The organism is Streptacidiphilus sp. MAP12-20 (genome assembly GCF_041262525.1).
Lineage (GTDB): Bacteria > Actinomycetota > Actinomycetes > Streptomycetales > Streptomycetaceae > Streptacidiphilus.
The window spans coordinates 30,337-57,059 of the sequence record NZ_JBGCCK010000001.1; the positions used below are offsets into that span (position 1 = coordinate 30,337).

Consider the following 26,723-nt stretch of genomic DNA (forward strand, 5'->3'; position numbering starts at 1 on the left):
GATGACCGTGATGCTCGACAAGCCGGACACCTGGGCGCCGCAGGAACCCGCGCCGCCGCAGCCTGCGACCACCGTGGTGGTCCGCGCCGCCACCGCAGACGCCGCCGCCTCAGCAGACGCCGCCGCCGAGCCGGTACGCCGCCGCCTCGGCGGTCGGGCGCGCCAGGAGGGCCTGGCGCTGGCCGGTGCGGCAGCGGCCGCGCCCAGCCTCACCTCGCTGCTCTTCGGGCAGCTCGCGCCCTTCTCCGGTGGCATCGGCTTCGCCGTCACCGGGTATGTCGTCTTTCTGGCCACCTACGCCCTGCTGGTCTGGCTGGAGGAGAGCGGCCCGGCGGTCCGCGACCGCCTCGCGACGGTAGCGCTGGCCTCCGCCGCGACGCTGCTCTTCGGCACGCTGGTGCTGGTGCTCGTCTTCACCGCGCTGAAGGGCTGGCACGCCCTGCCGCACTGGAACTTCTACAGCCAGGACATGCAGGCCGCGGGACCGCTCGACCCGATCAGCGTCGGCGGCATCCTGCACGCGGTCGCCGGAACGCTGATCCAGATCTCGATCGCGCTGACCGTGACCGTTCCGCTCGGCATCACCTGCGCCGTCTACCTCGGCCAGGTGCGCGGCCGGTTCACCCGATTCGTGCGCACCATCGTCGAGGCGATGACGGCGCTGCCCTCGGTGGTGGCCGGTCTGTTCGTCTACGCGACCTGGATCCTGATCCTGCACTTCCAGAAGTCGGGGCTGGCCGCCGGCCTGGCGATCAGCGTGATGATGCTGCCGATCGTGATCCGCGCCGCCGACGTCGTGCTGCGCCTGGTCCCCGGCAACCTCACCGAGGCCGCCGAGGCACTGGGCGCTCCGCGCTGGCGCACGGTGTGGCACGTGATCCTGCCGAGCAGCCGCTCCGGCCTGGCCACGGCCGTCATCCTGGGCACCGCGCGCGGTATCGGCGAGACCTCGCCGGTGCTGCTGACGGCCGGCACCGGCGCGGCGCTGAACCTGGACCCGACCAACGGGCCGATGATGTCGCTGCCGCTGGCGGTGTTCACCTTCATCAAGTCCCCGCAACCGGCCATGGTCGAGCGGGCTTTCGGCACTGCCCTGGCACTGATGGCGCTGGTGGTGCTGCTCTTCGCGCTCGCGCGCGCGATCGGCGGCCGCGGGCCGGGCCAGCTGACCGAGCGCCAGCTGCGCCGCGCGGACCGCGCCTCCCGCCGCGACCTCGCCCGTTTCAGGACCGGCCTGGCAGCCCCGGCGGCCCCGACCCCTGCGGTCGCGGCCCTGGCCGCCCCGGCCCCGGCGGCACCCGTCGCGCCAGGCGCCACCGCACCGAACCCCCATCACTCCAGCGAGCCTGAGGGCGCCTGATGTTCCGACTCCGTCTCACCCCACGCCTCTGCCGCGCCGTCGCGGGCGCGGCCGCCTTCGCCGGGCTGATGATCGGCTCCGCCGTCACGGCCGCGCCGCCCGCACGGGCCGCACAGCTCGCGTCCGGTGGCTACGTGCCGATCTCGGGCGCCGGCTCCACCTGGGCCTACAACGCCGTCGACCAGTGGCGCCGCGACGTGCAGCAGTACGGCATGCAGGTCACCTTCACCGGCTCGGGGTCCTCCGACGGCCGGCATCAGTTCCTCAGCGGTACGGCCGACTTCGCCGTCTCCGACATCCCGTTCCAGACCAACCCCACCGACGGGTCGGCGCCGGAGCGGCCGGTCTCCGGCTCCTTCGCCTACATGCCGATCGTGGCGGGCGGCACCTCGTTCATGTACCACCTGACCATCGGCGGGCGGCAGGTCACCAATCTGCGGCTCTCCCAGCCGACCCTGACGAAGATCTTCACCTCCGCCCTCGGCTACTGGGACGACCCGGCCGTCGCCGCCGACAACCCCGGCCTGCGGCTGCCCCACGAGAAGGTCGTGCCGGTGGTCCGGTCCGACGGCTCAGGTTCCACGGCCCAGTTCACGCTCTGGATGTCGAAGCAGCAGTCCGGGCTGTGGAACACCTACTGCGGGAAGGTCGGCCGCTCCGGAGCCTGCGGCGAGACCTCGTACTACCCGGCGGACAACGGCATGATCTCCCAGTCCGGCGACCTGGGCGTGGCCGGCTACATCTCGCAGGGCTACGGCGAGGGCGGGATCGGCTACGTCAACTACTCCTACGCGATCAACGCGCACTTCCCGGTCGCCAAGATCCTCAACGCGGCCGGCTACTACACCGAGCCGACGCCGCAGAACGTCGCGGTCTCGCTGCTGAAGGCACAGATCAACAACGACAAGTCCTCTCCGGACTACCTCACCCAGCAGCTCGACAACGTCTACAGCGACACGGACCCGCGCACGTACGTGCTCTCCAGCTACTCGTACATGATCCTGCCGCTGCGGGTGCAGGGGATCTTCAGTACCGACAAGGGCCGCACGCTCGGCGCCTTCTCGTACTTCTTCATGTGCCAGGGACAGCAGCAGGCACCGAACCTCGGCTACTCACCGCTGCCGATCAACCTGGTCCAGGCGGGCTTCGACCAGATCCGCCGGATTCCCGGCGTGCAGGCGCAGAGCATCAACATCCAGGGCTGCAACAACCCGACCTTCAGCTCTGACGGCACCAACCGCCTGGCCTCGACAGCGCCGATGCCGAGCCAGTGCGACAAGATCGGCGTCACCCAGTGCAACACCGGCAGCGGCGGCGCCAAGGGCACCACGACGCCGACCGGCAACACCAGCGGCGGTTCGACCGGCGGGACGGGCGGAGCGGGCGGAACCGCCGGCTCGAACGGGTCGAACGGCACGAACGGCGCGGGCGGCGGCTCGGCCGGGAGCACCTCCGGCGGGACGGTCAACCCCGACACCGGCCAGGGCGGCGGCAGCGGCGGGGGGAGCGGCACGACCGTGCTCGCCAACCCCGTCTCCGTCGCCGCATCCAGCGGCTGGGGGCAGTCGCAGACGCTGATGGCGCTGGCCGCGTTCAGCCTCCTCTTCCTGGTGCTGGCTCCGGCAGCGGTGGCGAGGTTCATCCAGGGCCCGCAGCGTCACAGCTCCGAGAGTCGCAGCACCGACAAGGGGGACGCCAAGTGACCCGTCTCAGCAGCAGCTCCGTCCGGCGGGTCGCGCTGCGGCTCGTCGCGGGCGCGACGGCCGGCGCGCTGGCCGGTCTCGGCCTCGCCGCCGCGGTCGCGCCCGGCGCGGCGGCCGCCCCGGCCGACTCCGCCTCCTCGGGCACGGCCTTGGCCAAGGCGCCCACCTCCTCGGCCGTCACGGTCGGCGGGCGCGGCGCCTTCGCGTCCATGCACTTCACCGTCAGTCAGACCCGAGGTCTCACCGACCAGGCCGTCAGCGTCAGTTGGACCGGAGGCACGCCGACGACCTTCGCCGGCAGCTCCTTCAACACCGACTACGTCCAGATCATGCAGTGCTGGGGCACGGACGACGGCAGCGTCGCCGGCAACCCCGGCCCGCCGCCGACCCAGTGCGAGTACGGCGCCTCACCGACCACGGATCGCGGCATCTGGCCGGGCAACGGCTACGACGACAGCCGCCACGTCACCTACAGCGCCGCTCCGACCCACTACGGGCAGGACAAGCAGTACGGCGCGGGCATGCCCTTCGGGCAGGGAGAGGTGCCGTTCAAGGCCGTGGACGGCGAGTCCGTCACCACCGGCACGCAGAACAACAAGTTCTTCAACTACAGCTCCACCAACGAGATCGACTTCGGCCGCACCGGCGCTGACGGCACCGGCCAGGAGTTCTTCGAGACGCAGACGCTGAAGGAAGCGCCGCAGCTGGGCTGCGGCGCGCCGGTCTCGCACGCCGACGGCACTGTCACCGGACGCTCCTGCTGGCTGGTCATCGTCCCGCAGGGCCACCTGGACCTGAACGGGCAGCCGTACCAGGACACCACGCAGGTCAACGCGGGCTCGGCCGTCTCCTCCACGGACTGGACCAACCGCATCGCCGTCCCGCTCGACTTCAACCCGGTCGGAGCCTCCTGCAAGATCGGCGCGAAGGAGCAGCCCACCGCCGGCAGCGAGCTCGCCTCCGAGGCGATGACCAGCTGGCAGGCGAAACTCTGCGCGAGCGGCACCGTCTACAGCTACACCCGCGTCGGTGACGTGGACGCCCGCACGCAGCTGGCCAAGGGCGCGGCGAACCTGGTCTTCACGACCGATCCGCTGGGCGGTGACCAGGGCCTCTACAGCATGCCGACCGACAAGGTCACTTACGCGCCGGTGGCCGTCTCCGGGCTGGTCATCGGCTTCAACATCGAGCGGCAGCCCGGCTCCACGGCGACACCGGAGGAGCGCAGGCTCAAGGGCACCCGCGTCGGCACGGTGAAGCTGACGGCACGCCTGATCGCCAAGCTGCTCACCGAGTCGTATCGCAACTCCCCCTGGGGCGCGGTCAGGCTGAGCAGCGGCGGCAACCCGGTGCTGACGGCGGCCGCGGGCTACGCCTGGGCGCTGAACAACCCGGCCGGCCTCACCTCGGACCCGGAGTTCCTGGCGCTCAACCCCGAGTTCGCGCACATGGCGATCGCGGAGAACCCGAGCACCGACACCGATCTGATCACCGCGCTGGGCCACGCGGACACCGCACAGAGGCTCTGGGCCTACATCGCGGGCGACGCGGACGCACGGGCGTTCCTGGCCGGGAAGGCCGACCCCTCCGGGATGGTCGTCAACCCGTACTACAGCACGGACGCGACGAAGAACCCGACGCACACCGGCTTCCCGCTGACCTCCGACGACTTCCCGAAGAGCGACCCCTGGTCGACGGTCCCGCCGGGCAGCGACCCGAAGGCCGACGTCCAGCGAATGACCGACTTCCACCCCTACGTCGACGCCATGCACGACGGCGCGCAGCACGCCCGTCGCGGCGACCAGTTGTGGAAGTCCCAGTGGGACTCGCTCGCCAACCCGCCCGTCTGGCGCACCCCGGGACCGCAGATGATCGGCGAGCGCTTCCAGCTCGTCGTCACCGACGCGGCTTCCGCCGCCCGCTACGGCCTGCAGGTCGCCGCGCTGAAGAACTCCTCCGGCGCCTTCGTGGCGCCGACACCGGACTCGCTCTCCGCCGCAGCGAGCTCGACCACGCCGACGAGCGTGGCCGGGGTGGTGACCCCGGCCGGGAGCGGAGCGGGCGCCTACCCGCTGACCATGTTCGTCTACGCCGCCGCACGCCCCGCCGCGCTCGGCACCGCCGACCGGGCGAGCTACGCGGCGCTGCTGCGGTACGCGGCGGCTGCGGGCCAGGTGCCGGGCGTCGAGATCGGCGACCTGCCGCCCGGCTACGCCCCGCTGAGCGCGGCGCTTCGGGCGCAGACGCTGGCGGCCGCGCAGGCCATCGTCACCTACACGGGCCCGTCGGCGACCTCCGGCGGAAGCAACGGCGGCGGTACGACCGGTGGTTCGACGGGCGGCTCGACCGGGGGCGCTGCGGGCGGCGGCACCGGTGGTTCCGCCTCGGGTGGCGCGGGCGGCGCGGGCGGTATCAACCCGGCCGCTGCGAAAACCCCTGCGGTCACCCCGAACCTGATCGCCACGGCGACCGGGCTCACCCCGGCCGACCCCGCCGTGTCGCTCAGCTGGGCCGTCCCGATCGGCGCGGCGCTCGGCCTGCTCGCCGCCCTGGCCGCGCCCTTCGCGGGCGGCTGGCGCATCCGGCTCCGCCGCCCCGCCCCGACCACGGGAGCCGGCCGGTGACCCTGCCTCCGCGCGTCGCGGTCCCGTGCCATCACCCCCGCAGAGGAGTTCGTCGGTGACCGCAACCCTTCCCGCACCGCGGCCCGCGCCGTGGACCGTACCCGCGGCTCCCCCGCCCGCGCCGCCCAACGCGCGGCCGAAGAAGCCCGCCCGGGCGCTGACCACCGCGCAGTACCTCTCGCGGGGTGGCTTGCTCGCGCTCGCCGCGCTGCTGCTCGGGGTGTGTGCGCAGCTCGTCCTGGTCAGCCCGTTCCAGGAGCGCTCCGCGCAGATCCAGGGCTTCGACGCGCTGCGCGCCTCGCTCGCGCTGGGGACCGCGCCGGTCGGCCAGAGCGACATGAACGGAAAGCCCCTGGCACCGGGGACGCCGCTGCTGCTGCTCGACATGCCGCAGCTCGGCCTTCACCACACCGTCGTCTTCGAGGGCACCGACTCCGACGTGCTCGCCATGGGTCCCGGCCACCGCAGGGACACCGTGTTGCCCGGCCAGACCGGCGTCAGCGTGCTGATGGGCCGGGCCGGCGCCTACGGCCGCCCGTTCTGGGGTCTGGCCACGCTGAAGCCCGGCGCGCAGTTCACCGTCACCACCGGTCAGGGCCGCTTCGTCTACGAGGTGCTGGGCCACCGCACGGCGGGGCAGCCGGCCCCGTCGATCCCGGCCAAGGGCAGCCGGCTGGTCCTGATGACCGCCACCGGCATGCCCTACCTGCCCTCCGGCGTGATCCGCATCGACGCGGACCTGGTCTCCAAGGCCGCCGACACGCCCGCCCCGCTCTACGCCGCCGCGTCCGTTCCCCCCGACGAGGACCCGCTCGCGGGCGGCGCGCCGATCTGGTGGCAGCTCGTGCTCTGGGCGCAGGCACTCGCCCTCGCGTCCATCGCCGCGATCTGGTGCTGGCACCGGTGGGGACGGCACCAGACCTGGATCGTCTTCATCCCGCTGATCGGCGCCGTCGGCCTGCAGGTCGCCGAGCAGGTCACCCGCCTGCTGCCGAACCTGCTCTGACGTCTTCGCGATCGAAACTGAGGATTCCGTCATGACCGACACCACCGTCGACACCAACGAGGCCCCCGGTCCCGTCGCGGAGACGCAGGAGCTGCCACCCGTCACCCCGCCGTCCGTCACCCCACCGTCCGTCACCCCGCCGCCTGTCCCGGGTCCCGGCCCGGCCACCCTGGACGCTCGCGAGATCACCGCCTGGTTCGGCAGCCGCAGGGTGCTGGACCGGGTCTCGCTGACCATGCCCGCCGGTCGGGTCACCGCGCTGATCGGCCCCTCGGGCTGCGGCAAGTCGACCTTTCTGCGCATCCTCAACCGGATGCACGAGATGATCCCCGGCGCGGCCCTGGCGGGCGAGGTCCTCTTCGACGGTGAGGACGTCTACGCCCCGGGCCGCCGCCTCACCGAGGCCCGCCGCGACATCGGCATGGTCTTCCAGAAGCCCAACCCCTTCCCGGCGATGAGCATCTACGACAACGTCGTGGCCGGGCTCCGGCTCACCGGCGTCAAGCTGCCGCGCGACGCCAAGGACGCCCTGGTCGAGGAGTCGCTGACCCGCGCCGGCCTCTGGACGGAGGTCCGCGACCGCCTGCGCGGCCCCGGCGGCGCGCTCTCCGGCGGCCAGCAGCAGCGCCTCTGCATCGCCCGCTCGCTGGCCGTCCGGCCCCGCGTCCTGCTGATGGACGAGCCCTGCTCGGCCCTCGACCCGACCTCGACCCGCCGCGTCGAGGAGACCATCGCGAAGCTGAGGGACCAGGTCACCGTCGTCATCGTCACCCACAACATGCAGCAGGCGAACCGCGTCTCCGACCAGTGCGCCTTCTTCCTCGCGGAGCAGGGCACCCCGGGCGGCATCGTCGAATTCGGCCCGACCGACGCCATGTTCAACTCCCCCCAGGACCACCGCACCTCCGACTACGTCAACGGCCGCTTCGGCTGACGGCGGTGAACGCAGGCAGGTGGCGCAGGGTGCGGGCGGCGACGGTGAACCAGGCGGTGACCAGGAGGGCGTAGAGCGCCACGGCCAGGACCGCGAAGGCGTCCAGGCCGGTGCGGGCGTAGAGGCCGGCCGCGCCGGTGACGCAGGTGCCCACGGGGAAGGTCCAGGCCCACCAGGTCATCGCGAAAGGCATGCCGTTGCGCAGGCCGTGCGCGGTCGCCGCGCCCGCGATGGCCAGCCAGAACAGCGCGAAGCCGATGACGGGGACGCCGTAGAGCAGGGCGAAGGACTGGAACTCGGAAGGCCCGTGCGCGGCGAACTGGGTCACCGCGGTCACCGACTGGCCGAGCGGGCCGAGGACCAGGAAGAGGGTGGGGATCAGGGCCGGGGGCAGCGGGGCCTCGTGGGCGAGACGGCCGAAGAGGGTGGGCAGCAGCATCAGGACCGCCAGCAGGCTCATGCCGAACATGGCCAGACAGCCGTAGAGCATGGCCTGCTGCGCCTGCCCGGCGGGCAGGTGCGGGATCAGCGCCGGGCCGAGCGCGGCGGAGACCATGGGCGCGACGACCGGCAGCAGCCAGGTCGGCGCGGCGTCGGCGCGGGCCACGTCGTAGTGCATCGCCAGCCGGTACATCACGGTCCCGGCGGCCCACAGGCCGTACGCGGTCCCCAGCGTCCACAGCACCACGTCCAGCCCCACTGCTAGTTGCGCGCCCAGCAGTGGCTCGCCCGCCCCCAACGCGCCGAAGCCGACCGCCAGCAGCGCCATCGGCGGGCAGCCGAGGAAGACCGCGACGGAGGGGTCGGCCAGCGGGCGGACCCGGTCGTGGTGCAGTCGCCCGGCCAGCCGGATGGCGGTCAGCGCCAGCAGCCCGGCGAGGCCGAGCACCCAGAACACCTCCGCCCACGCGGTGAGCGCGCCGCCGACCGCCCCCGGGAGCGCGTGGGCGCCGTTGGCGACGATCGCGGTGCCCATCACGGCGGCGTACCAGTTCGGTCCGAACCGGCCTGCGGCTTCGATGACGGGGTGAGCGCTGAGCCGCTGGGTAAGCGGAGGAGTGAGCGTGGTGGTGACCATGCCTCCACCATCGTCGCAGTTCAGGACGGTCGGTAGGGAGCTCTCTTCGATGAGGGCATAAGCTGCGTCTATGAGTACCAGCCCGGCGCCACTCTCCCCCCGCGTCCCGGATCTGGGCGCGCTGGAGCTGCTGCTCGAAGTCGTCCGGCTGGGCAGCCTGGGCCGTGCGGCCGCCGTCCTCGGCATCACCCAGCCCGCCGCCTCCGCGCGGATCGCCTCCATGGAGCGGCAGATCGGCGTCACCCTGCTGGACCGCTCCCCGCGCGGCTCGCGCCCCACCGAGGCGGGCGCGCTGGTCGCCGAGTGGGCCGCTCAGGTGGTCGGCGCGGCGCACGCGCTCGACGCCGGCATCGCCGCGCTGCGCGAGCGCCGCGACGCACGGCTGCGGGTGTCGGCGAGCATGACCGTCGCCGAGTACCTGATGCCGGGCTGGCTGCTGACCCTGCACGCCGCCCTGCCGGGCACCGCGGTGACACTGCGGGCGGCGAACTCGGCGGAGGTGGCGGCGCAGGTCCTCGCGGACGAGGCCGACCTGGGCTTCGTCGAGGGCGTCCGGCTGCCGACCGGGCTGGACGGCGTCGTCATCGCCCACGACCGACTGGTCCTGGTCGTCTCCCCGACCCACCGCTGGGCCCGCCGCCGCGCCCCGCTGACTCCGGCCGAGGTCGCCGCCACCCCGCTGATCCTGCGCGAGCAGGGCAGCGGCACCCGCGAGGTACTGGACGCCGCGCTGGCCCCCTACGGCGGCGTCGCCACCCCGTTGCTCACCCTCGCGTCGACGACGGCGCTGAAGTCCGCGGCGACGAGCGGCGCGGGACCGGCCGTCCTCAGCGAGCTGGCCGTGGCCGACGAACTCGCGTCCGGCCGCCTGGTGGCCGTCCCGGTCGAGGAGCTCGCGCTGCAGCGCCCGCTGCGGGCGATCTGGCCGAAGGGCAGCAAGCCGAAGGGCCCCGCGCGCGAACTCCTCTCCCTGATCAGAAACCTTCGGCCCACGCGAGAGATGAATCGCAGCCTGCCGCAGTGATCACACCGGCAGGTCCCGCAGCGTGCGCAGCGGTGAGGCCAGCAGCCACAGCCAGGTGGAGGCGATCAGGCCGGTCGCGACCCAGAGCGCGGCCTGCAGCCCGAACCGGGTACCGACCACGCCGCCGAGGAGGATGCCCAGCGGAACCGCGCTCAGCACGACCCAGCGGATCGAGGCGTTCGCACGCCCCAGCAACTCCTGCGGGATCATGAGCTGACGGTAGGTCATCTGAGCCGTCTGGTGGACCACTGCCCCGAAGTTGAACACACCCCAGCCGAGCGAGTAGAGGACGATGCCATAGCCCGGCGTCGCCAGCGGCATGAGCAGAGCAACGGGTGCGCAGACCAACAGCGACAACCACATGATCCTGGCGCTGCCGAACCGCCGGGCCAGTGACCGTGCGCCAAGACTGCCCGCGAAACCGCCGAGCACCCCGATGCCGACCACGACTCCGACCAGTGCCGGCGCGACCTGCAATTCGCGTACGAGATAGAGCACTTCAAGACTGACTACACCGCTCACGCCAAGGTTGGCGGTCATCGCGCAGCAGGCGATCGCGCGCAGGGAGCGGTCCCGCCACACGTAGCTCAGGCCCTCCGTCATCGCTGAACGGAAGGTGACACCGCCGGCCCGCGGCGACTGCGGCTTCGGGTCGGGCGTACGCATCAGCAGGAGGGCGAGAACGCTGACGCCATAGGAGAGGGCGTCGAAGGCGATCGCCCTGGCTGCGGTGACGGCTCCGGCCAGCAGCGCGCCGAGGGCAGGCCCCGCAGCATCGGCGGCCGTCTCGGTCGCATTCAGTTTGGCATTGCCGTCGACAAGTTGATCACGTTCCAGGACGTTCGGCAGATAGCTCGTGTCCGCCACGGAGAAGAGCACGGTGGCACTGCCGATGAACGCCGCGACCAGATACAGCTGCCACAGCCCGACTCTGCCCCCGAGCAGCGAGGTGGCAGGAATGCTGAACACGGCCAGCATGCAGGCGAGGTCGCACCAGATCATGATCCGACGTCGGCGCGCGCTGTCGGCGAGGACGCCCGCGGGGAGCGAGAGCAGCATCGGAGGAACCCGCCGGGCAAGACTCAGCATGGCAATCTGGAGCGTGGTCGCACCCAGGCTCTGGACGGCCATCAGTGGGATGAGAAGCGCCGAGACAGCCGAACCGAGGTCGCTGGCCGAGCCGCCTCCCCACAGGAGGAGGAAGTCCCTGTGACGCCAGAGGGTTGAGCGCACCTGTGAGGGTATGGGCGTTTTTGACGCGGTCTTGTCAGGCACTCACTACAATTACACCACCACGGAGCTCAGGCCAACCGGTATCCGGTCAAAGAATGGATCATTCGTGGCAGCTCCTCAATTCTCTTACCACTTCTGCCGATCCCGCAGCACCGGGAACTCCTCGCGGGTCCGGGCGACGACCGCGGGGGCGAACTCCACCGTCAGCACCTCCTCGCCCGTCCCCGCCTCGCCGAGCACGTCCCCCCAGGGGTCCACGACCACGCTGCGGCCGGCCTGCTCCACTCCGCCGTGCGTGCCCGCGTTGTTGCACGCGAAGACCAGCGCCTGCTCCTCCACGGCCCGCGCCCGCGCCAGCAGCGACCAGTGCGCGGTGCGGCGCGCGGGCCACGCGGCGGGGACGACGAAGAGCTCCGCGCCCCGGTCCAGCATCGCCCGGAACAGCTCGGGGAACCGCAGGTCGTAACAGGTGGCCAGGCCCATCCGACCGAACGGCGTGTCCACGACGCACAGTTCCTCACCCGCCGCCATCAACGCGGCCTCACCGCTGTCGAACCCGAAGCGGTGGATCTTGCGGTAGACGGCGTGCAGCTCCCCGTCGGGAGCGAAGAGCAGCGAGGTGTTGCAGAGCGGCCCGTCCGGGTCGCGCTCGACGATGGACCCGGCGTGCAGCCAGACGCCCGCGTCGCGGGCGGCCGCCGACATGACGTCAGCGGTCGGCCCGTCCAGGGGCTCCGCCCCCGCCTGCCAGCTCTCGTAGGCGAAGCCGCCGAGCGGCCACAACTCCGGCAGGACGACCAGGTCCGAGCCGCGCAGGGACCTGACCAGCTCCCCGATCCTGGCCCGGCGCTCGGGCGCGGACTCACGCTCGTTCACATCGATCTGGACAAGAGAGGCGCGCACGGTACCACCCGCTTCGTCAAGGGCCCTACGATCAACACGGGAAAGCGCCGACCTGGGAACACCAGGCAGCGTAACGTGCCCATAGCGCAATTGGCTGCTCCGCCGAGGGGTCGTGAACGTGACCGACAAGCAGACCGTCCAGGCATACGCCGATGCCTGGACCCAGTCCATCGAGGCCATATCCGAATTGGTCGCCCCGCTGAGCGAGGGCGAATGGAACCGTCCCACCGAGTGCCCGGGATGGTCCGTTCGTGACGTCGTCTCGCACGTCATAGCCATGGAACTGGAGCTGCTCGGCGATCCGCGCCCGATCCACACGCTCCCGCGCGACCTGCGCCATGTGGTGGACGAGTTCAGTCGCTACTGCGAGGTGCCGGTCGACAAGCGGCGCTGCCACACCGCGCCGGAGATGACGGCGGAGCTGGAGTACACCATCATCCGCCGCGGCCGCGCGCTGCGGACCAACACACGCTACGAGCCGATGGACGACATCCGCTGGCCGATGGGTCCGTACAGCCGCGACGTCCCCTACCACCAGCTGCTGCGGACGCGGGTCTTCGACGTCTGGACCCACGAGCAGGACGTCCGCAGGGCGCTCCGCGCGCCGGGCGGGCTGGACTCCCCTGCGGCGGCGGTCACGCGGGACTACCTGATCGAACTCCTCCCGAAGGCGGTCGCCAAGCTGGCGGGCGCGCCGGCGGGCTCGGCGGTGGTCTTCGACGTCCATGGCGCTCAGGAGTTCATGCGGACGGTCCGGGTGGACGAGGCGGGCCGCGGCAGCGTGGACGCGCGGGTCCCGCTGGCGCCGGTGGTCCGGATCACCACTGACTGGGAGACCTACGCCCGCCTCGCCTGCGGCCGACTGGCCCCGTCTGCGGCGGACGTGAAGTCCGAGGGCGACGAGGCGCTGGCGCGCCACATCCTGGAGAACTTCTCGGTCACCCCTTAGGCAAACGCTGCGGTTGCACCTTCAGGGGCGCGAGGAACTGCGCGAACAACCACCCTGTGCGGATGGCCCTGCACGTTCGGGGCTCTACCTCGCAGGGTGGCTTGTCGCGCACGTAGTGAATCAAGCAGAGCCTCGCGCCCCTGGAGGTGCAACTGAACCCTGTGCCTAAAGTGCGGCGCGGGCCTGGGGGAGGAGCTGGCGTTCGCGGCGGAGCGCTGCGCGGCGGAGGCGGAGGATCTGGAGGATTCCCAGCGCCATCGGCGCGTACAGCGTCGCGAAGGCCGCGCGGAACGCCGAAGGCGTGTAGCTCGCGCTCGTGCCCGTCGTCGTCGCGTCCAGGACGAGGCCGATGAGGAAGAGGGCCAGTACCGCGGCGATGAAGCCGCCCATGTTGACGATGCCCGACGCGGTCCCGATCCGCTCCGGCGGGTTGACCGGACGGGCGTAGTCGAGGCCGATGAGCGAGGCCGGGCCGTTGCTGCCCATGACCACCACCAGGGTGATCAGCAGCCAGACCGGCACGTGTCCGCCCGGCCAGGCCAGGACCAGGCCCCAGACTCCACCGGTGACCAGCACCACCGTGAAGACCGTCGGCGTCCGCAGCCCCGGGCGGCGTGACATCAACTGGCCGAAGAGCACCGCGAAGCCCATGCCGGCGACGATCACCAGGCTCAGCATCCCACCGGAGGCGGCCCGCGACATGCCCTGGCCTTCCATCAGGAAGGGCATTCCCCAGAGCAGCAGGAAGCTCGACGCGGGGAAGGCCGTCGTGAAGTGCACCCACATGCCCAGCCGGGTGCCCGGCTCGCTCCAGGAGGCGCGGATCTGCTCGCGCAGCGAGAAGCCTTCCGGGCGTTCGGTGACGACCTCGCGCCCCCGCGCGAACAGCGGTTCGCGCGCCGTGCTCTCCGGCGTCTCGCGGAGCGCCAGCAGGACCAGGGCCAGGACCGCGACGCCCAGCAGCGCCGTCGTCCCGAAGGTCGGCGTCCAGCCGGCACTGTGCAGAACCTGGGAGAGCACCATCGTGCTGACCAGGTTGCCGATCGTGCCGACCAGACCGGTCAGCTGCGCGATGAAGGGGTTGCGGAAGACCGGGAACCAGCGTGAACCGATCCGCAGCACGCTGACGAAGGTCATCGCGTCGCCGCAGCCCAGCACGCCGCGCGCGAGCAGCGCCGGGGTGAAGGAGGTCGCCAGCGCGAAGCCCAGCTGCCCGACGGTGAGCAGCACGAGGCCCGCGCTGAGGATCCGGCGCGGGCCGAAGCGGTCGACGAGCAGACCGACCGGGATCTGCATGCCCGCGTAGACGAGGACCTGCAGGATGGAGAAGGTCGAGAGCGCGGAGGCGTTGATCCCGAACCGCGCCGCCGCGTCCAGCCCGGCCACGCCGAGGCTGGTGCGGTGGACGACCGCGAGCACGTAGACGGTGACGCCGATGCCCCAGGCCGTCCACGCGGCTCTGCCGCCCGGCGGCTCCCGGCGCACCGTGACCGCCTCGGCGGCCACGTCGGTGCTGGGCGCAGCGGCGGTGGACGCGGCGGCGGGGTCGGCACTCATGATGCGTCCATCCTATTGGTAGGACGAATCGATCCCGACCCCGCGGGGCGTCCGCGGGCTCAGCCGCAGGTCAGTGCGTCTGCGCGTAGGCGAAGAGCGAGAAGATCCGGTCGTCGAACATCGGGCTGTAGCTGATCCAGCTGTTCGGCCCACCGCCGTACAGGCCACCGGTGAGGCCGACGATGTAGCCGGTCCTGCCGTTGAAGTAGGTGATCCACGGCCCGCCCGAGGTACCGCCGTAGAAGCCGGTGCAGTACATCACCATCTGGCGGTAGCCGGGCAGCTTGCCGGTCCGCACGTTCGGTGAGCAGCGGATGGCCTTGTCGGTGCTGTCCGCGGTGATCTTCGGGTAGCCGAGCGCGGTCACGTACAGGTAGTAGCTCGACGTGCGGGAGAGCGCGTAGCCGCCCGTGACGCTCTGGATCTGCCGGCCCTGGCCATTCGCGGCGACCTGGGCGAAGGCGTAATCGTAGTCGCTGCCCGCGCCGCTCGTGCCGGTGAAGTGGGCGTCCTTGAAGACCTTCCTGACCGCCCAGATCCCGTAGGGCTGCTGAGCCGCCGACAGGCCGTGCTGGTAGTCCGGCACGTAGGCCATCCAGTTGCCCGGGTTGCAGTGCGCGGCCAGGACGAGCAGGTTGCCGTGGGCGCTGTTGACGACACTGGCCGTGCAGTAGTGCGTCGAGGGGTCGTTGTTCGACGCGAAGAAGATCACGCCCGTGGCCGGGACGCCGGCGAAGTGGTACGAGTACGCCATGTTCGGCGTGGCCACCAGCGGCGTCCTGCCGCCGGACGACGGGGTCGCTGCCGCGCCGGAGCCGCTCTTCGCAGGTGCGGACGTGCCGCCGGGCGTGGCTTGGTCGAGCCGGGCGGGGGTCCAGAACCTGGCCGCGGCAGCCGCGTCCCAATGGGCAGCGGCACTGACGGCGAGGCGCGGAGCGACGGCCATCGAGCCGGCGCCGGGCAGCGCGGGACCCCCGGAAGGCTTCGCCGCCGAGACGCCACCGGACAGCGGGGTCCCCCCGCTCGCCCCGAGCGCCGACGGCGCGAAGATCGCGCCCAGCACACCCAGCGCGACGAGCCCACCAACGGCCGCCTTGAGGCCAAGAACACGACCGCGACTTCGCTCGCCCACCGACTGTCCCCCCACACTCGCTTACTTGTCGTCACACACTCTCATATGACTACCTGTCCCCCTGATACGTCACCGCCCCCCGTTAGCAGAAATTGACCTTGTGCGAACCCTGTCAGTACACCCCGACCGACCAGGCCACGCTCGCGCTCATGCGCGCCTGACGGAACGGCTCGTCCCGGACCCAGTCGGTCGTGTCGACGACGCCGGCCCGGACGATGGCGTGACAGTGCCGGGGCAGCGCCAGCGCGCCGGTGTCCAGGGAGAGTCCGCCGTCACGGAGCGCGCTGCTCGGGGCCGGACGGTCGTCCACCGTCCAGCTGACGGCGAGTCGGCGGCCGCCGGCGAGCGGCAGCGGCGTGACGGTGAGCAGTCGGCCCGGTGCGACCGGTCCGGCCTGGGGCGGGGGCGTGGCGGCGTCGATCGTGTCGAGCCTCCGGTAGAGGGACTCGATGATCGCCTCGCGGCTGGGGAGGTTGTAGACGGCGCCGAGGGTCCGCATGATCGAGTCCTGGGTCGGCCGGTAGAGCCCGTTCGCGCTGCGGTACGTGCCGACGACCCCGCCGCTGGGATCGGCTGCGCCGAGCCAGCGCCACCACTTCGCGTGGGCGGAGGAGAGCGCCGAGGCGTCCTGGGTGGAGAGATTGGGGAAGTCGGACTGCCCGCCGGGTGCGGCGTCGTACTCGTCGCCGAGGCCGCCGACGGTGTGGCCCATCTCATGCTGGATGATCCGGCTCGCGTCCTTCGATCCGGCGGAGAGCGTCGTCACGCCGCTGCCGCCGGCTCCGCCGTAGGCGTTGGAGTCGGCCAGCGCGATCATGTAGGTAGGCCCGACGGTCGGCCCGGCGTAGTGCGAGACGGCTGCGTCGTCGGCGCAGAGGAGGCGGGGCGTCCCCCCGCAGTCGAAGTGCATGCCGAGCGGTGAGCTCGGCCCCAGCCCGGACTCCGGCGAGACCAGATCGACGCGCCGGACGTCGAAGTACGAGGCGTAGGTACGGAACGGCTCGACGGAACTCAGCGCCTGCCAGGTCGCCGCGGCTTGCGCGCGAAAGCGCGGGAGCTCGTCGGCGGTGTAGCCGTCCCCGATCAGCACGAGCGTGATCCGGTTGGCGGCAGGCCCGTTGTCGACGAGCATGGCCGTCCCGGCGACGCGAGCGGGCGGCGCGGCGGCGGACGCGGGCGTGACGCCCGCGAGCAGGGCGGTCAGTATCAGAAGCACACAGAGTGGGCGAAGCACGGGGCGGATCTCTACCGCGCGTCGCCTGCGGCTATGCGTCCGTCGACGGACACTTCACTCGCACGAGTGGGTTGCACCCTGCAGGGGGCGCGAGGAACTGCGCGAACAACCACCCACTGCGGATGGCCCTGTTCGTTCGGCGACTTACCACACACGGTGGCTTGTCGCGCAGTTCCCCGCGCCCCTGAGGTGGTGCAACTGACCCCGCTGCGGACCGGTCGCGCCCACGCGGCAGAGCCGCAAATCAGCGGAGCCCCGCGCCCCTGAGGTGGTGCAACTGACCCCGCTGCGGACCGGTCAGCCCCAGCTGATCAGGCGCTTGGGCTGTTCCAGGATCGCTGCCGTGTCCGCCAGGACCTTGGAGCCCAGTTCGCCGTCGACCATGCGGTGGTCGAACGACAACGCCAGCGTCGTCACCAGGCGCGGCACCACGCGTCCCTTGTGGACCCACGGAAGCTCGCGGACCTGGCCGAAGGCCAGGATCGCGGCTTCGCCCGGGTTCAGGATCGGGGTGCCGGAGTCGACGCCGAAGACGCCGACGTTGGTGATCGTCACCGTGCCGCCCTGCATCGCCGCCGGAGGCGTCTTGCCCTCCCGCGCGACCTCGATCAGCGCGGTCAGCGACTGCGCCAGCTCGGTCAGCGACTGACTGCCCGCGTCCTTGATGTTCGGGACGATCAGACCGCGCGGCGTCGCCGCCGCGATGCCGAGGTTGACCTGGCGCTTCTGGACGATCTCCTGGTTGGCCTCGTCCCAGCTGGCGTTGACCTCCGGATGGCGGCGGATCGCCGTCAGCAGCGCCTTGGCGACCAGCAGCAGCGGGCTGACGCGGACGCCCGCGCCCAGCTCGCCGGTCTCCTTGAGCTTGCGGACCAGGTTCATCGTCCGGGTGACGTCGACCTGGACCCACTCGGTCACGTGCGGCGCGGTGAACGCCGAGGCGACCATCGCCGCCGCCGTCGCCTTGCGCACGCCCTTGATCGGGACCCGGACGTCGCCCACGGCCGAAGCCACGGCGACCGGCTCCGCCACGACGACCGGCGCGGCCGCCACAGCCGGCGCAGCCACGTGCGCGTGCAGGTCCTCGCGGGTGACCGTGCCGTTCGGGCCCGTCGGCCGGACGGCCGCCAGGTCCACGCCGAGGTCCTTGGCCAGCTTCCGCACCGGCGGCTTCGCCAGCGGGCGCTCCGCCGACACCGGCGCTGCCGGCACTGGCGGTACTGCCGGTACGACCGGCGCAGGCGTGGGTGCGTAGTACGTCGCCTCGGGACCGGCGGCCACCACCGTGGGGGCCACCGCCTCCGGCGCCTTCCGTGTGCGCCGGCGTGACGAGCCCGAGCGCGGGCCGTAACCGACCAGCACCTCGCGCCGCTCCGGCTCCGCCTCCTCCTCGACGGCCGCGGGGACCGCCGGGGCAAGAGCCTCCGCCGGAGCAGCGCCGCTCACCGCGACGCTGATGATCGCCGTGCCGACGTCGACCGTGACGCCTTCCGCGAAGAACAGCTCCTGCACCACCCCGTCGAAGGGGATCGGCAGCTCGACGGCCGCCTTCGCCGTCTCCACCTCGCAGACGACCTGACCATCCGTCACCGTGTCACCCGGTTGGACGTACCACTTGAGGATCTCGGCCTCGGTCAGTCCCTCGCCCACGTCGGGCATCTTGAACTGACGGACATTCCCTACCGCAGTGCTCATCGTGCTCTCCATCCCCCGTCAGAAGGCGAGGGCGCGGTCGACAGCGTCGAGCACCCGGTCCAGGTCCGGCAGGAAGGTCTCCTCCACGCGCGACGGCGGGTACGGCGCGAAGTAGCCGCCCACCCGCAGCACGGGAGCCTCCAGCGAGTAGAAACAGCGCTCGGTGATCCGAGCAGCCAGTTCCGCGCCCATGCCCATGAAGACGGGCGCCTCGTGCACGACGACCGCGCGGCCGGTCCGCTTGACGGAGGCCTCCAGCGCGTCGAAGTCCACGGGGGAGAGGGAGCGCAGGTCGACGACCTCCAGCTGGGTGCCGTCCTCGGCGGCGGCCTCGGCCGCCTCCAGGCAGACCTTGACCATCGGGCCGTAGGCGATCAGGGTCAGGTCCCGGCCCGGACGCGTCACGCGCGCCGCGTGCAGCGGGGCCGGGGCCTCGCCGAGCGGGTCGACCATGCCCTTGTCCCAGTACCGGCGCTTCGGCTCCAGGAAGATGATCGGGTCGTCCGAGGCGATCGACTGGCGCAGCATCCAGTGCGCGTCCAGCGGGTTCGACGGCGAGACGACCTTCAGACCGGCCGTGTGCGCGAAGTACGCCTCGTGCGACTCGCTGTGGTGCTCGACCGCGCCGATGCCGCCCGCGTAGGGGATGCGCACGGTGATCGGCAGCTTGATGTGGCCGAGCGCACGGGCGTGCATCTTGGCCAGCTGCGTGACGATCTGGTCGAACGCCGGGTAGACGAAGCCGTCGAACTGGATCTCCACCACCGGGCGGTAACCGCGCAGCGCCAGGCCGATCGCGGTGCCCATGATGCCGGACTCGGCCAGCGGGGTGTCGATGACCCGGCTGTCGCCGAAGTCCTTGTGCAGTCCGTCGGTGACCCGGAAGACGCCGCCCAGACGGCCCACGTCCTCGCCCATGATCAGGGTCTTCGGGTCGGCCTCCATCGAGCGCCGCAGCGCCTCGTTGAGGGCCTTCACCATCGTGACTGGGCCTGAATTAAAAACAGTCTCGGCAGCCATGTCAGCGGCCCTCCCCGACCTCTTCGGAACCGTCGAACGACGCTGCGTACGCCAGATACTGCGCGCGCTCCTCGTCCACGAGCGCGTGGCCCTCGGCGTAGACGTTCTCGAAGATCGAGGACGGGTCCGGGTCCGGCATGGTGCGGACGCCCTCGCGCACCCGGCGCGCGAGCTGCTCGCTCTCGGCCTCGAGCGCGTCGAAGAACTCCTGGTCCGCCCAGCCCTCGCGGACCAGGTAGGCCTTGACCCGCTCGATCGGGTCCTTGAGCTTCCACTCCTCCAGCTCGTCCGCGATCCGGTAGCGGGTCGGGTCGTCCGAGGTGGTGTGCGCGCCCATGCGGTAGGTGAAGGCCTCGATCAGCGTCGGGCCCTCGCCGGCGCGGGCGCGGTCCAGCGCCCAGCGGGTCACGGCCAGGCAGGCCAGCACGTCGTTGCCGTCCACCCGGACGCCGGGGAAGCCGAAGCCCGCCGCGCGCTGGTAGAGCGGGACGCGGGTCTGCCGCTCCGTGGGCTCGGAGATGGCCCACTGGTTGTTCTGGCAGAAGAAGACCACCGGGGCGTTGTAGACCGAGGCGAAGGTGAAGGCCTCGCTCACGTCGCCCTGGCTGGACGCGCCGTCGCCGAAGTAGGCGACCACGGCGTCGTCGGAGCCGTCCTTGGTGATGCCCATCGCGTAGCCGGTCGCGTGCAGCGTCTGCGAGCCGATGACGATGGTGTAGAGGTGGAAGTTCTTCTCGTTCGGGTCCCAGCCCCCGTGGTTCACGCCGCGGAACATGCCGAGCAGGTTCAGCGGGTCGACGCCCTTGCACCAGGCGACGCCGTGTTCACGGTAGGTGGGAAAGGCGTAGTCGCCCGGGCGCTGTGCGCGTCCCGAGCCGACCTGGGCGGCCTCCTGTCCCAGGAGGGAGGCCCAGAGGCCGAGCTCGCCCTGCCGCTGCAGCGAGGTGGCCTCGCTGTCGAAGCGACGAACCAGGACCAGGTCTCGATAGATGGAGCGCAGCTCTTCCGGGGTGGTCTCCAGGGAGAAGCGCGGATGCTCCACTCGCTCCCCTTCGGGGGTGAGCAGCTGCACCAGCTCCGGGGCAGCGTCCACTGCCCCCGCCGTGCTCTCGACGGTCACGTTCACTCCTCGGTCTTTCCGGCCTCCGGGGTTGCCGGCAACCGGTCCGGTCGCCGAACTCCGTGCGCTCTCGCTGTGGGTGTGCGCGAGCTTCGGATCGGCGGTTAGGTGTGCCCTGATCCTCTTAGAGAACGTTACCTATGGGAAGCCCCTATCGCTTCTGTCGTAGGACGTCCAAGTACCACGCTCTCCCCCAAACCGGGGCGAATCACCCCAGGCGTGGGGCGGAGCCTCTGGCCGTATGCGAGGCTGTCTCCATGAGCGAATCAGGACATATCCGTGTTTTCCTCCTGGATGACCACGAAGTGGTCCGCCGTGGCGTCCACGAGCTGCTCTCTCTGGAGGACGACATCGAGGTCGTGGGCGAGGCCGGCACCGCCGCCGAGGCGCTGACCCGCATCCCGGCGACCCGTCCCGACGTGGCCGTACTCGACGTGCGGCTGCCGGACGGCAGCGGCGTGGAGGTCTGCCGGGAGATCCGCTCCCAGCAGCCGGAGATCAAGTGCCTGATGCTCACCTCCTTCTCCGACGACGAGGCGCTCTTCGACGCGATCATGGCCGGGGCCAGCGGCTACGTCCTCAAGGCGATCCGCGGCACGGACCTGCTCTCGGCAGTGCGCGACGTCGCGGCCGGCAAGTCGCTGCTCGACCCGATCGCGACCTCCCGGGTGCTGGAGCGACTGCGCGACGGCGGCGGCAGCAAGGAGGACGAACGGCTCTCCGGGTTGACGAAGCAGGAGCGCAAGATCCTCGACCTGATCGGCGAGGGGATGACCAACCGGCAGATCGGCGGCGAGCTGCACCTGGCCGAGAAGACCGTGAAGAACTACGTCTCCAGCCTGCTGGCCAAACTGGGCATGGAAAGGCGCACCCAGGCCGCCGCGTACGTCGCCAAGATGCACGCGACCGAAGGCTGACGATCAGAGAAGGTCAGCGAAGATCAGCACGGCTGTCCGGCCCCGCCCCGGCAGTAGCATCTGGCCCGTGACGCAGAGTCAAACTGTCGCGCCGACAAGGGGCTTATCGGCCGTTCCGGGAGCTGTTCCGGGGCCTGTTCCGGCCTGGCTGGACGCCGTCCTCGCGCGCTTCGATGTGGGCCGCGCGGTGGCCGTGGAACGCACCGCCCACGGCCTGCTGAACCGGGTCTGGCGGGTCGCCACGGACGACGGCCGGACGTGGGTGCTCAAGCAATATCTGGACGACGCCGGCCGCGCCTCCAGCGGCGCGCTCGCCGACCAGCACCGCACGATCGCGGCCCTCGCCCACGCGGGCGTGCCGACCGTCCCGCCCGTGACCGCCGCCGACGGCAGGACCCTGGTGCTGCAGCGCGGCCGCCGCTACGCGCTCTTCCCCTTCGTCGCGGGCGCCCCGCCCGCGACCGGCAGCGGACTCCCCCCGGCCGCCTGCGCCGAGCTCGGCGCCCTGCTCGGCACGATCCACGCGGAGCTGCGGCGGCTCCGGCCCCCGTGCGCGGACGCGGCTCCCTGGCCCAGCGCGGACCCGGCCGAGACCCAGCGCACCATCGCCGAACTGCTGCGCGCGGCCCACGCCCGCGCCCCCCGCGAGCCCTTCGACGCGCTGGCGGAGCGCCGCCTACGGGAACGCCGCGTGCTGGTCGCGACTCACGCCCACCTGCGCCCCGGCCCACGCAGCGCGCCACCGGCGGGGTGGGTGCACGGCGACTTCCACCCGCTCAACCTGCTCTACCGGGACGACCGCCCGGTCGCGGTGCTGGACTGGGACCGCCTGGGCGTCAGACCGGTCGCCGAGGAGGCGGTCCGAGCGGCGACGCAGTTCTTCTGCGACGACCGCTCCGGCGTCCTGGACCTGCCCAGGGTCCGCGCCTACTCCCGCGCGTACCGGGCCGCGTCCGGCTGCTCGTCGGAGGAGCTGGCGGCCGGGGTCCACCGGGTCTGGTGGGAGCGGCTCAATGATTTCTGGATGCTCCGCTGGCGCTACACCCGCCGCGACGACCGCGCCAGCGCGCTGTTTCCGGCGGCGGCGGCGCAGATCGTCTGGTGGTCTGAGGAGTACCAGCAGGTCCGCGACGCCTACGTGAACTGACGAGCTGGACAGAGGTTGCACTCGCAGGGGGCGCGGGGCTCTGCTCGATGAACTGCGGGGGTTGCAACTGGCTCAGTCGCCTACGCGCTCGTGTGGGGCGACGGGGTGCCGGCGATCGGGCTCTGGCTGGTGCCCGTGCTGTGGCTGACGCTCGGGGTCGGCGTGGGAGTCGGCGTAGGCGTCGGCGTGGGAGTCGGCGTAGGAGTGGGCGTCGGCGTAGGCGTAGGGGTGGGCGTCGGCGTGGGCGTCGGCGTGGGGGTCGGCGTAGGCGTAGGCGTGGGCGTGGGGGTAGGTGTCGGCGTCGGGGTGGCGGAAGTCGACTGGGAGACGGAGGTGCTCGGACTCAGTGACGGGGTTCCGCCGCCCCCGTTGCCCGAGCCGTGCATCGCCAGGGCCACGCCGATCGCGATCGCCGCCGCGACGACCAGCACCGCGACCACCGCGAAGAGCCCGCGTCGGCTGCCGCCCTCGTGCTCGTCGTCGTACTGGTCGTCGTACGCGGGGGGCCGCGCGCTGCCGCCACCTTGGGTCTGCGGCGGGGGCGGCGTCGCCGCGCCCATCACCTGCGTGTGGCCGTAGCCGTCCGCGTTCCCGCCGGAGGCCGGCAGCACCGTCGTCGGAGCCGTCGCGATCACCGGCGGCAGCGGGGAGAGGATCTGCGTCGCCGCGGTCGTGCCGTGCATCTGACGCAGCGCGTGCTGGATGTGGGCGCGCATCTCGTCGGCGGACTGGAAGCGGTCGTCGGGGTCCTTCGCCAGGGAGCGCATCACCAGCGCGTCCAGCTCGGCCGGGACCCGCGGGTTCGCCTGCGACGGCGGCACGGGGGTGTCCTGGACGTGCTGGTAGACCACCGAGAGGGGCGTGTCACCGGTGAACGGCGGGCGCAGCGTCAGCAGCTCGTAGAGCATGCAGCCGGTGGCGTAGAGGTCGGAGCGGTGGTCGACCGCCTTCCCGAGCGCCTGCTCGGGCGAGAGGTACTGCGGGGTGCCCATGACCATGCCGGTCTGGGTCATCGTCGAGGTGACGCCGTGCAGCGCCCGCGCGATGCCGAAGTCCATCACCTTGACCGCGCCGGCGTTGGTGATGATCACGTTCGCGGGCTTGATGTCCCGGTGCACGATCCCGTGCCGGTGGCTGTAGGCCAGCGCCTCCAGGATCCCGGCGGTGATGATCAGCGCCTGGTCGACCGGCGGCGGTTCCTCGCTCTGCAGCAGCTCGCGGACCGTGTGGCCCTCGACCAGCTCCATCACGATGTACGGCACGGTCTCCGCGCCGTGCGCCTCCTCGCCGGTGTCGTAGACCGCGACGACAGCGTGGTGGTTGAGCGAGGCGACCGAGTGGGCCTCGCGCGTGAAGCGGGTGCGGGCGATCGAGTCCTCGGCCAGCTCGGGACGGAGCACCTTGATCGCGACCGTGCGGCCGAGCCGCTGGTCCTCGGCGGCGAAGACCTCCGCCATGCCGCCCCGGCCGAGCTTGCGCACCAGCCGGTAGCGGCCCTCACCGACGACGCTCAGGCCGGTGGTGGTGACGAAAGCCTCGGGCGTGCCGGCGGCCCCGGGCGCCACAGCATCGGATCCGGGTCGGGGCTCCAGGCCGTCCTCGTCCCGGGGGTGCTGCGTGTCTGCCATCGTTCTCCGCCATCGTTCCGCGTCGTCGTACCGTGCCGTCGTGCCGTCCGACCGCGCGACGTCTTAAGTCTCTGCGGGGGTACACCTCCTCCGCACGCTACCGGTTTCCGCCCGGCGATGCGGAGCCCGTCAGGTGGCCGGAGCCGAGCGGGTGACGGAAATCGGTGCTGACCTGTGCATTCCGCTCGAGCCCGAGCCGGAGGTGTTGTTGTACGCGAGGTAGCCGATGAGCGCGAAGATCGCGATCAGCGCCACGAACACGATCACCAGGATCAGCGCGATCCGCCCGCAACCACGCGCCGCCGAGGTCGGCTGGGCCCCCGGCCGGGGCGGCAGCACGGTGGAAGGACGAGGCGGCACCAAGGGCGGCGGCACCGGACGCTGCTGCTGCGTGTAAGGCGGCATGCCGGGCGGCGGCGTCTGCACACCCATCGGCACCCCCATCGGCATCGGCGCCGGGGTCGGCCGCTGGGCGTACGGCGGGGGAGTCGGCCGGTACGGCGGCGGGGTCCCCGGGCGCTGCGCGTAGGGCGGCGGCGTCTGCTGCGGGTAGGGCGGCGGGGTTCCGGGACGCTGACCGTACGGCGGCGGGGTCTGCTGCGGGTAAGGCGGCACAGTGCCCGGCTGCGGCTGCGGGTACGGCGTCTGCACCGGCGGCATGGGGGTGTTCAGCGGACCCTGGGCCTGCGGGAAGACGGCGTTCTGGCCGGAGCCGCCGACATTGCCCACGCGCGGCCCGTCCACCAGCATCTGCGGCTGGTTGGCGGCCGTGCTCCCGCCCTGGGCGACGCGCAGGCACTCCTCGCGCATCGCGTCGGCGGTCGGGAAGCGGTGCGCGGGATCCTTCCGCAGCGCCCGCGCGACCAGCGCGTCCACGGCGGGCGGGACGGCGGCGTTCATGCTCGACGGCGCTGGCGGCGTCTCCTGGACGTGCTGGTAGGCCATGCCGAGCGCCGACTCGGACTCGAACGGCAGCCGCCCGGTCAGCAGCTCGAAGAGCAGGCAGCCGACGGAGTACAGGTCGGAGCGGGCGTCGACGCTCTTGCCGAGCGCCTGCTCGGGGGAGAGGTACTGCGGGGTTCCCACGACCATGCCGGTCTGCGTCATCGAGGTGACCCCGGACTGCATCGCGCGGGCTATGCCGAAGTCCATCACCTTGACCACACCGCGCTTGGTCAGCATCACGTTGGCGGGCTTGATGTCGCGGTGGACCAGCCCCTGCTCGTGCGAGGCGGCGAGGGCGGCCAGCACGTCGGCGGTGATCGTCAGCGCCTTCTCGGTGGGCATCGCGCCGTGCTCGGCTATGTCCTTGCGCAGCACCGAGCTGAGCGAGGCGCCCTCGACGTACTCCATGACGATGAACGGCACCGGCGTGCCGTCGAAGTCGTCCTCGCCGCTGTCGTAGACGGCGACGATGTTGGTGTGGTTGAGCCTGGCCACCGCCTGCGCCTCGCGGCGGAACCGCTCCCGGAAGGAGGGCTCGCGGCTCATCTCGCCGAGCATGGTCTTCACGGCGACCGGCCGGTCGAGCACCGAGTCGTCGGCGAGGTGGACCGTGGCCATACCGCCCTGACCGAGCAAGTCCCGCAGCACGTACCGGCCGTGGCCGACCGTCCGCCCCCCGCCGGCCGCGCCGCCCTGCTCGCTCATGCGCCCTCGCTCCCCCAACCGGGCTACCGTTCTGGTGCGCCGTCAGGGCCAACGTTAGCGCTACGAGCGGGGCACGAGACAGCAGGGTTCGCGCCCTGGCGGGCAGCATCGGCAGGCCGGCCCGGGGACTGGTCCACAGCGAAGGGTCTACGGGTAAGGGTCTACAGGTAAGGGCCCGAACGGATTCCGCCGTGGCCGTCCTCGCCCTCGTCGTGGCCGGGGGCCCCGGGAGGCAGCGCGCGTCGCATCTGCTCCAGCTGGGCCCGCGCCGCCATCTGCTGGGCGAAGAGCGCCGTCTGGATGCCGTGGAAGAGGCCCTCAAGCCAGCCGACCAACTGGGCCTGCGCGATCCGCAGTTCCGCCTCGCTGGGAATGGCGTCCTCGGTGAAGGGAAGCGACAGCCGCTCCAACTCGTCGACGAGCTCGGGCGCGAGGCCCTGCTCCAGCTCCTTGACGGAACTGGCGTGGATCTCCTTGAGCCGGACCCGGCTGGCCTCGTCGAGGGGAGCCTGGCGGACCTCCTCCAGCAGCTGCTTGATCATGCTGCCGATCCGCATGACCTTGGCGGGCTGCTCCACCATCTCCGTAATCGGCAGCTCCCTCGGCTCGCCGCCCTCGGTGGCGTGGCCGACGCCGACGGGCATGCCGTCGGGGCCGACGATCAGGACGTGGGGGTTGTCTTCGGGCCGGGCGCTCGGGCTGTTCATGGACGTCATTCTGTCGTACGAGGGTGTCAAGGGGACGTGATATTCCCCAGAACCAGTGTGCGCCGACCGGCGGACGAACAGCAGGCAGGCCGTGCCGAGCCC

The 26,723-nt window shown here is 71.7% G+C and carries 21 protein-coding genes; 9 read left to right on the forward strand and 12 right to left on the reverse strand.

Translation table 11 applies throughout. The features are described 5' to 3' along the window. Position 1: 1 nt before the first annotated feature. The 5 genes from pstA to ABIA32_RS00155 are packed head-to-tail and all read left to right on the forward strand — an operon-like array spanning position 2 to position 7,627. Positions 2-1,360, forward strand: coding sequence for a phosphate ABC transporter permease PstA (gene pstA, locus ABIA32_RS00135; protein WP_370091532.1), 1,359 nt, complete (start codon positions 2-4; stop codon positions 1,358-1,360). Further along, positions 1,360-3,063: a phosphate ABC transporter substrate-binding protein PstS gene (locus tag ABIA32_RS00140; protein ID WP_370091533.1), complete on the forward strand. Its 1,704-nt coding sequence runs from the start codon at positions 1,360-1,362 to the stop codon at positions 3,061-3,063. Before pstA ends, ABIA32_RS00140 begins: the two co-directional genes overlap by 1 nt. Next, a complete protein-coding gene (locus tag ABIA32_RS00145) occupies positions 3,060-5,687 on the forward strand; it encodes a hypothetical protein (RefSeq protein WP_370091534.1) in 2,628 nt (875 codons plus the stop codon). The genes ABIA32_RS00140 and ABIA32_RS00145 overlap by 4 nt, the downstream gene beginning before the upstream one ends. A gap of 55 nt (positions 5,688-5,742) precedes the next feature. Then, on the forward strand, positions 5,743-6,693 hold the full coding sequence (locus ABIA32_RS00150; protein ID WP_370091535.1) for a sortase: 951 nt from the start codon (positions 5,743-5,745) through the stop codon (positions 6,691-6,693). A 31-nt stretch (positions 6,694-6,724) separates the two neighbouring features. After that, positions 6,725-7,627, forward strand: coding sequence for a phosphate ABC transporter ATP-binding protein (locus ABIA32_RS00155; protein ID WP_370091536.1), 903 nt, complete (start codon positions 6,725-6,727; stop codon positions 7,625-7,627). On the opposite strand, the gene ABIA32_RS00160 is transcribed toward ABIA32_RS00155, so the two are convergent. After that, positions 7,608-8,705 (reverse strand): TDT family transporter, encoded by a 1,098-nt coding sequence (locus tag ABIA32_RS00160; protein WP_370091538.1) that lies wholly within the window; start codon positions 8,703-8,705, stop codon positions 7,608-7,610. The two genes, ABIA32_RS00155 and ABIA32_RS00160, sit on opposite strands and share 20 nt — an antisense overlap. 70 nt (positions 8,706-8,775) lie before the next feature. Here ABIA32_RS00160 and ABIA32_RS00165 point away from each other — a divergent pair, with 70 nt between their 5' ends. Continuing rightward, the gene (locus ABIA32_RS00165) at positions 8,776-9,729 is read left to right on the forward strand and encodes a LysR family transcriptional regulator (RefSeq protein WP_370091540.1); all 954 of its coding nucleotides are present in this window, start codon (positions 8,776-8,778) and stop codon (positions 9,727-9,729) included. Here the strand turns inward: ABIA32_RS00165 and ABIA32_RS00170 are convergent, their stop codons facing one another. Together ABIA32_RS00170 and ABIA32_RS00175 are read right to left on the reverse strand one after the other, a co-directional pair. Further along, positions 9,730-11,004, reverse strand: a complete 1,275-nt coding sequence (locus tag ABIA32_RS00170; protein WP_370091542.1) for an MFS transporter — start codon at positions 11,002-11,004, stop codon at positions 9,730-9,732. Between the two features lie 84 nt (positions 11,005-11,088). After that, positions 11,089-11,865 carry a carbon-nitrogen family hydrolase gene (locus ABIA32_RS00175; protein WP_370091543.1) on the reverse strand — a complete coding sequence of 259 codons (777 nt, stop codon included), beginning with the start codon at positions 11,863-11,865 and terminating at the stop codon, positions 11,089-11,091. A gap of 118 nt (positions 11,866-11,983) precedes the next feature. Between ABIA32_RS00175 and ABIA32_RS00180 the strand changes: the two genes are divergently transcribed. Further along, the gene (locus ABIA32_RS00180; RefSeq protein WP_370091544.1) at positions 11,984-12,814 is read left to right on the forward strand and encodes a maleylpyruvate isomerase family mycothiol-dependent enzyme; all 831 of its coding nucleotides are present in this window, start codon (positions 11,984-11,986) and stop codon (positions 12,812-12,814) included. Positions 12,815-12,979: 165 nt separating this feature from the next. On the opposite strand, the gene ABIA32_RS00185 is transcribed toward ABIA32_RS00180, so the two are convergent. The 6 genes from ABIA32_RS00185 to pdhA all read right to left on the reverse strand — a co-directional run bounded on the left by ABIA32_RS00185 (position 12,980) and on the right by pdhA (position 20,578). Next, positions 12,980-14,371, reverse strand: coding sequence for a nitrate/nitrite transporter (locus tag ABIA32_RS00185; RefSeq protein WP_370091545.1), 1,392 nt, complete (start codon positions 14,369-14,371; stop codon positions 12,980-12,982). A gap of 70 nt (positions 14,372-14,441) precedes the next feature. Further along, the gene (locus ABIA32_RS00190; protein ID WP_370091547.1) at positions 14,442-15,503 is read right to left on the reverse strand and encodes a hypothetical protein; all 1,062 of its coding nucleotides are present in this window, start codon (positions 15,501-15,503) and stop codon (positions 14,442-14,444) included. Positions 15,504-15,615: 112 nt separating this feature from the next. Beyond that, positions 15,616-16,719 carry a M64 family metallopeptidase gene (locus ABIA32_RS00195; protein ID WP_370091548.1) on the reverse strand — a complete coding sequence of 368 codons (1,104 nt, stop codon included), beginning with the start codon at positions 16,717-16,719 and terminating at the stop codon, positions 15,616-15,618. Positions 16,720-17,034: 315 nt separating this feature from the next. After that, positions 17,035-18,432, reverse strand: coding sequence for a dihydrolipoamide acetyltransferase family protein (locus tag ABIA32_RS00200; RefSeq protein WP_370091549.1), 1,398 nt, complete (start codon positions 18,430-18,432; stop codon positions 17,035-17,037). An 18-nt stretch (positions 18,433-18,450) separates the two neighbouring features. Then, entirely contained in the window at positions 18,451-19,413 is a 963-nt protein-coding gene (locus ABIA32_RS00205) for an alpha-ketoacid dehydrogenase subunit beta (protein ID WP_370091550.1), read from the reverse strand. Positions 19,414-19,453: 40 nt separating this feature from the next. Next, positions 19,454-20,578, reverse strand: a complete 1,125-nt coding sequence (pdhA, locus tag ABIA32_RS00210) for a pyruvate dehydrogenase (acetyl-transferring) E1 component subunit alpha (protein WP_370091551.1) — start codon at positions 20,576-20,578, stop codon at positions 19,454-19,456. Between the two features lie 251 nt (positions 20,579-20,829). Here pdhA and ABIA32_RS00215 point away from each other — a divergent pair, with 251 nt between their 5' ends. Next, on the forward strand, positions 20,830-21,489 hold the full coding sequence (locus ABIA32_RS00215; RefSeq protein ID WP_370091552.1) for a response regulator: 660 nt from the start codon (positions 20,830-20,832) through the stop codon (positions 21,487-21,489). A gap of 67 nt (positions 21,490-21,556) precedes the next feature. Then, positions 21,557-22,636 carry a phosphotransferase enzyme family protein gene (locus ABIA32_RS00220; protein ID WP_370091553.1) on the forward strand — a complete coding sequence of 360 codons (1,080 nt, stop codon included), beginning with the start codon at positions 21,557-21,559 and terminating at the stop codon, positions 22,634-22,636. Positions 22,637-22,716: 80 nt separating this feature from the next. Here ABIA32_RS00220 and ABIA32_RS00225 read toward each other — a convergent pair whose 3' ends face one another. From ABIA32_RS00225 to ABIA32_RS00235, 3 genes are all read right to left on the reverse strand, one after another. Beyond that, positions 22,717-24,264, reverse strand: a complete 1,548-nt coding sequence (locus ABIA32_RS00225; RefSeq protein ID WP_370091554.1) for a protein kinase — start codon at positions 24,262-24,264, stop codon at positions 22,717-22,719. A gap of 129 nt (positions 24,265-24,393) precedes the next feature. Beyond that, entirely contained in the window at positions 24,394-25,914 is a 1,521-nt protein-coding gene (locus ABIA32_RS00230; RefSeq protein WP_370091555.1) for a protein kinase, read from the reverse strand. 161 nt (positions 25,915-26,075) lie between these two features. Continuing rightward, positions 26,076-26,621, reverse strand: a complete 546-nt coding sequence (locus tag ABIA32_RS00235) for a bacterial proteasome activator family protein (protein ID WP_370091556.1) — start codon at positions 26,619-26,621, stop codon at positions 26,076-26,078. Positions 26,622-26,723 lie beyond the last annotated feature (102 nt).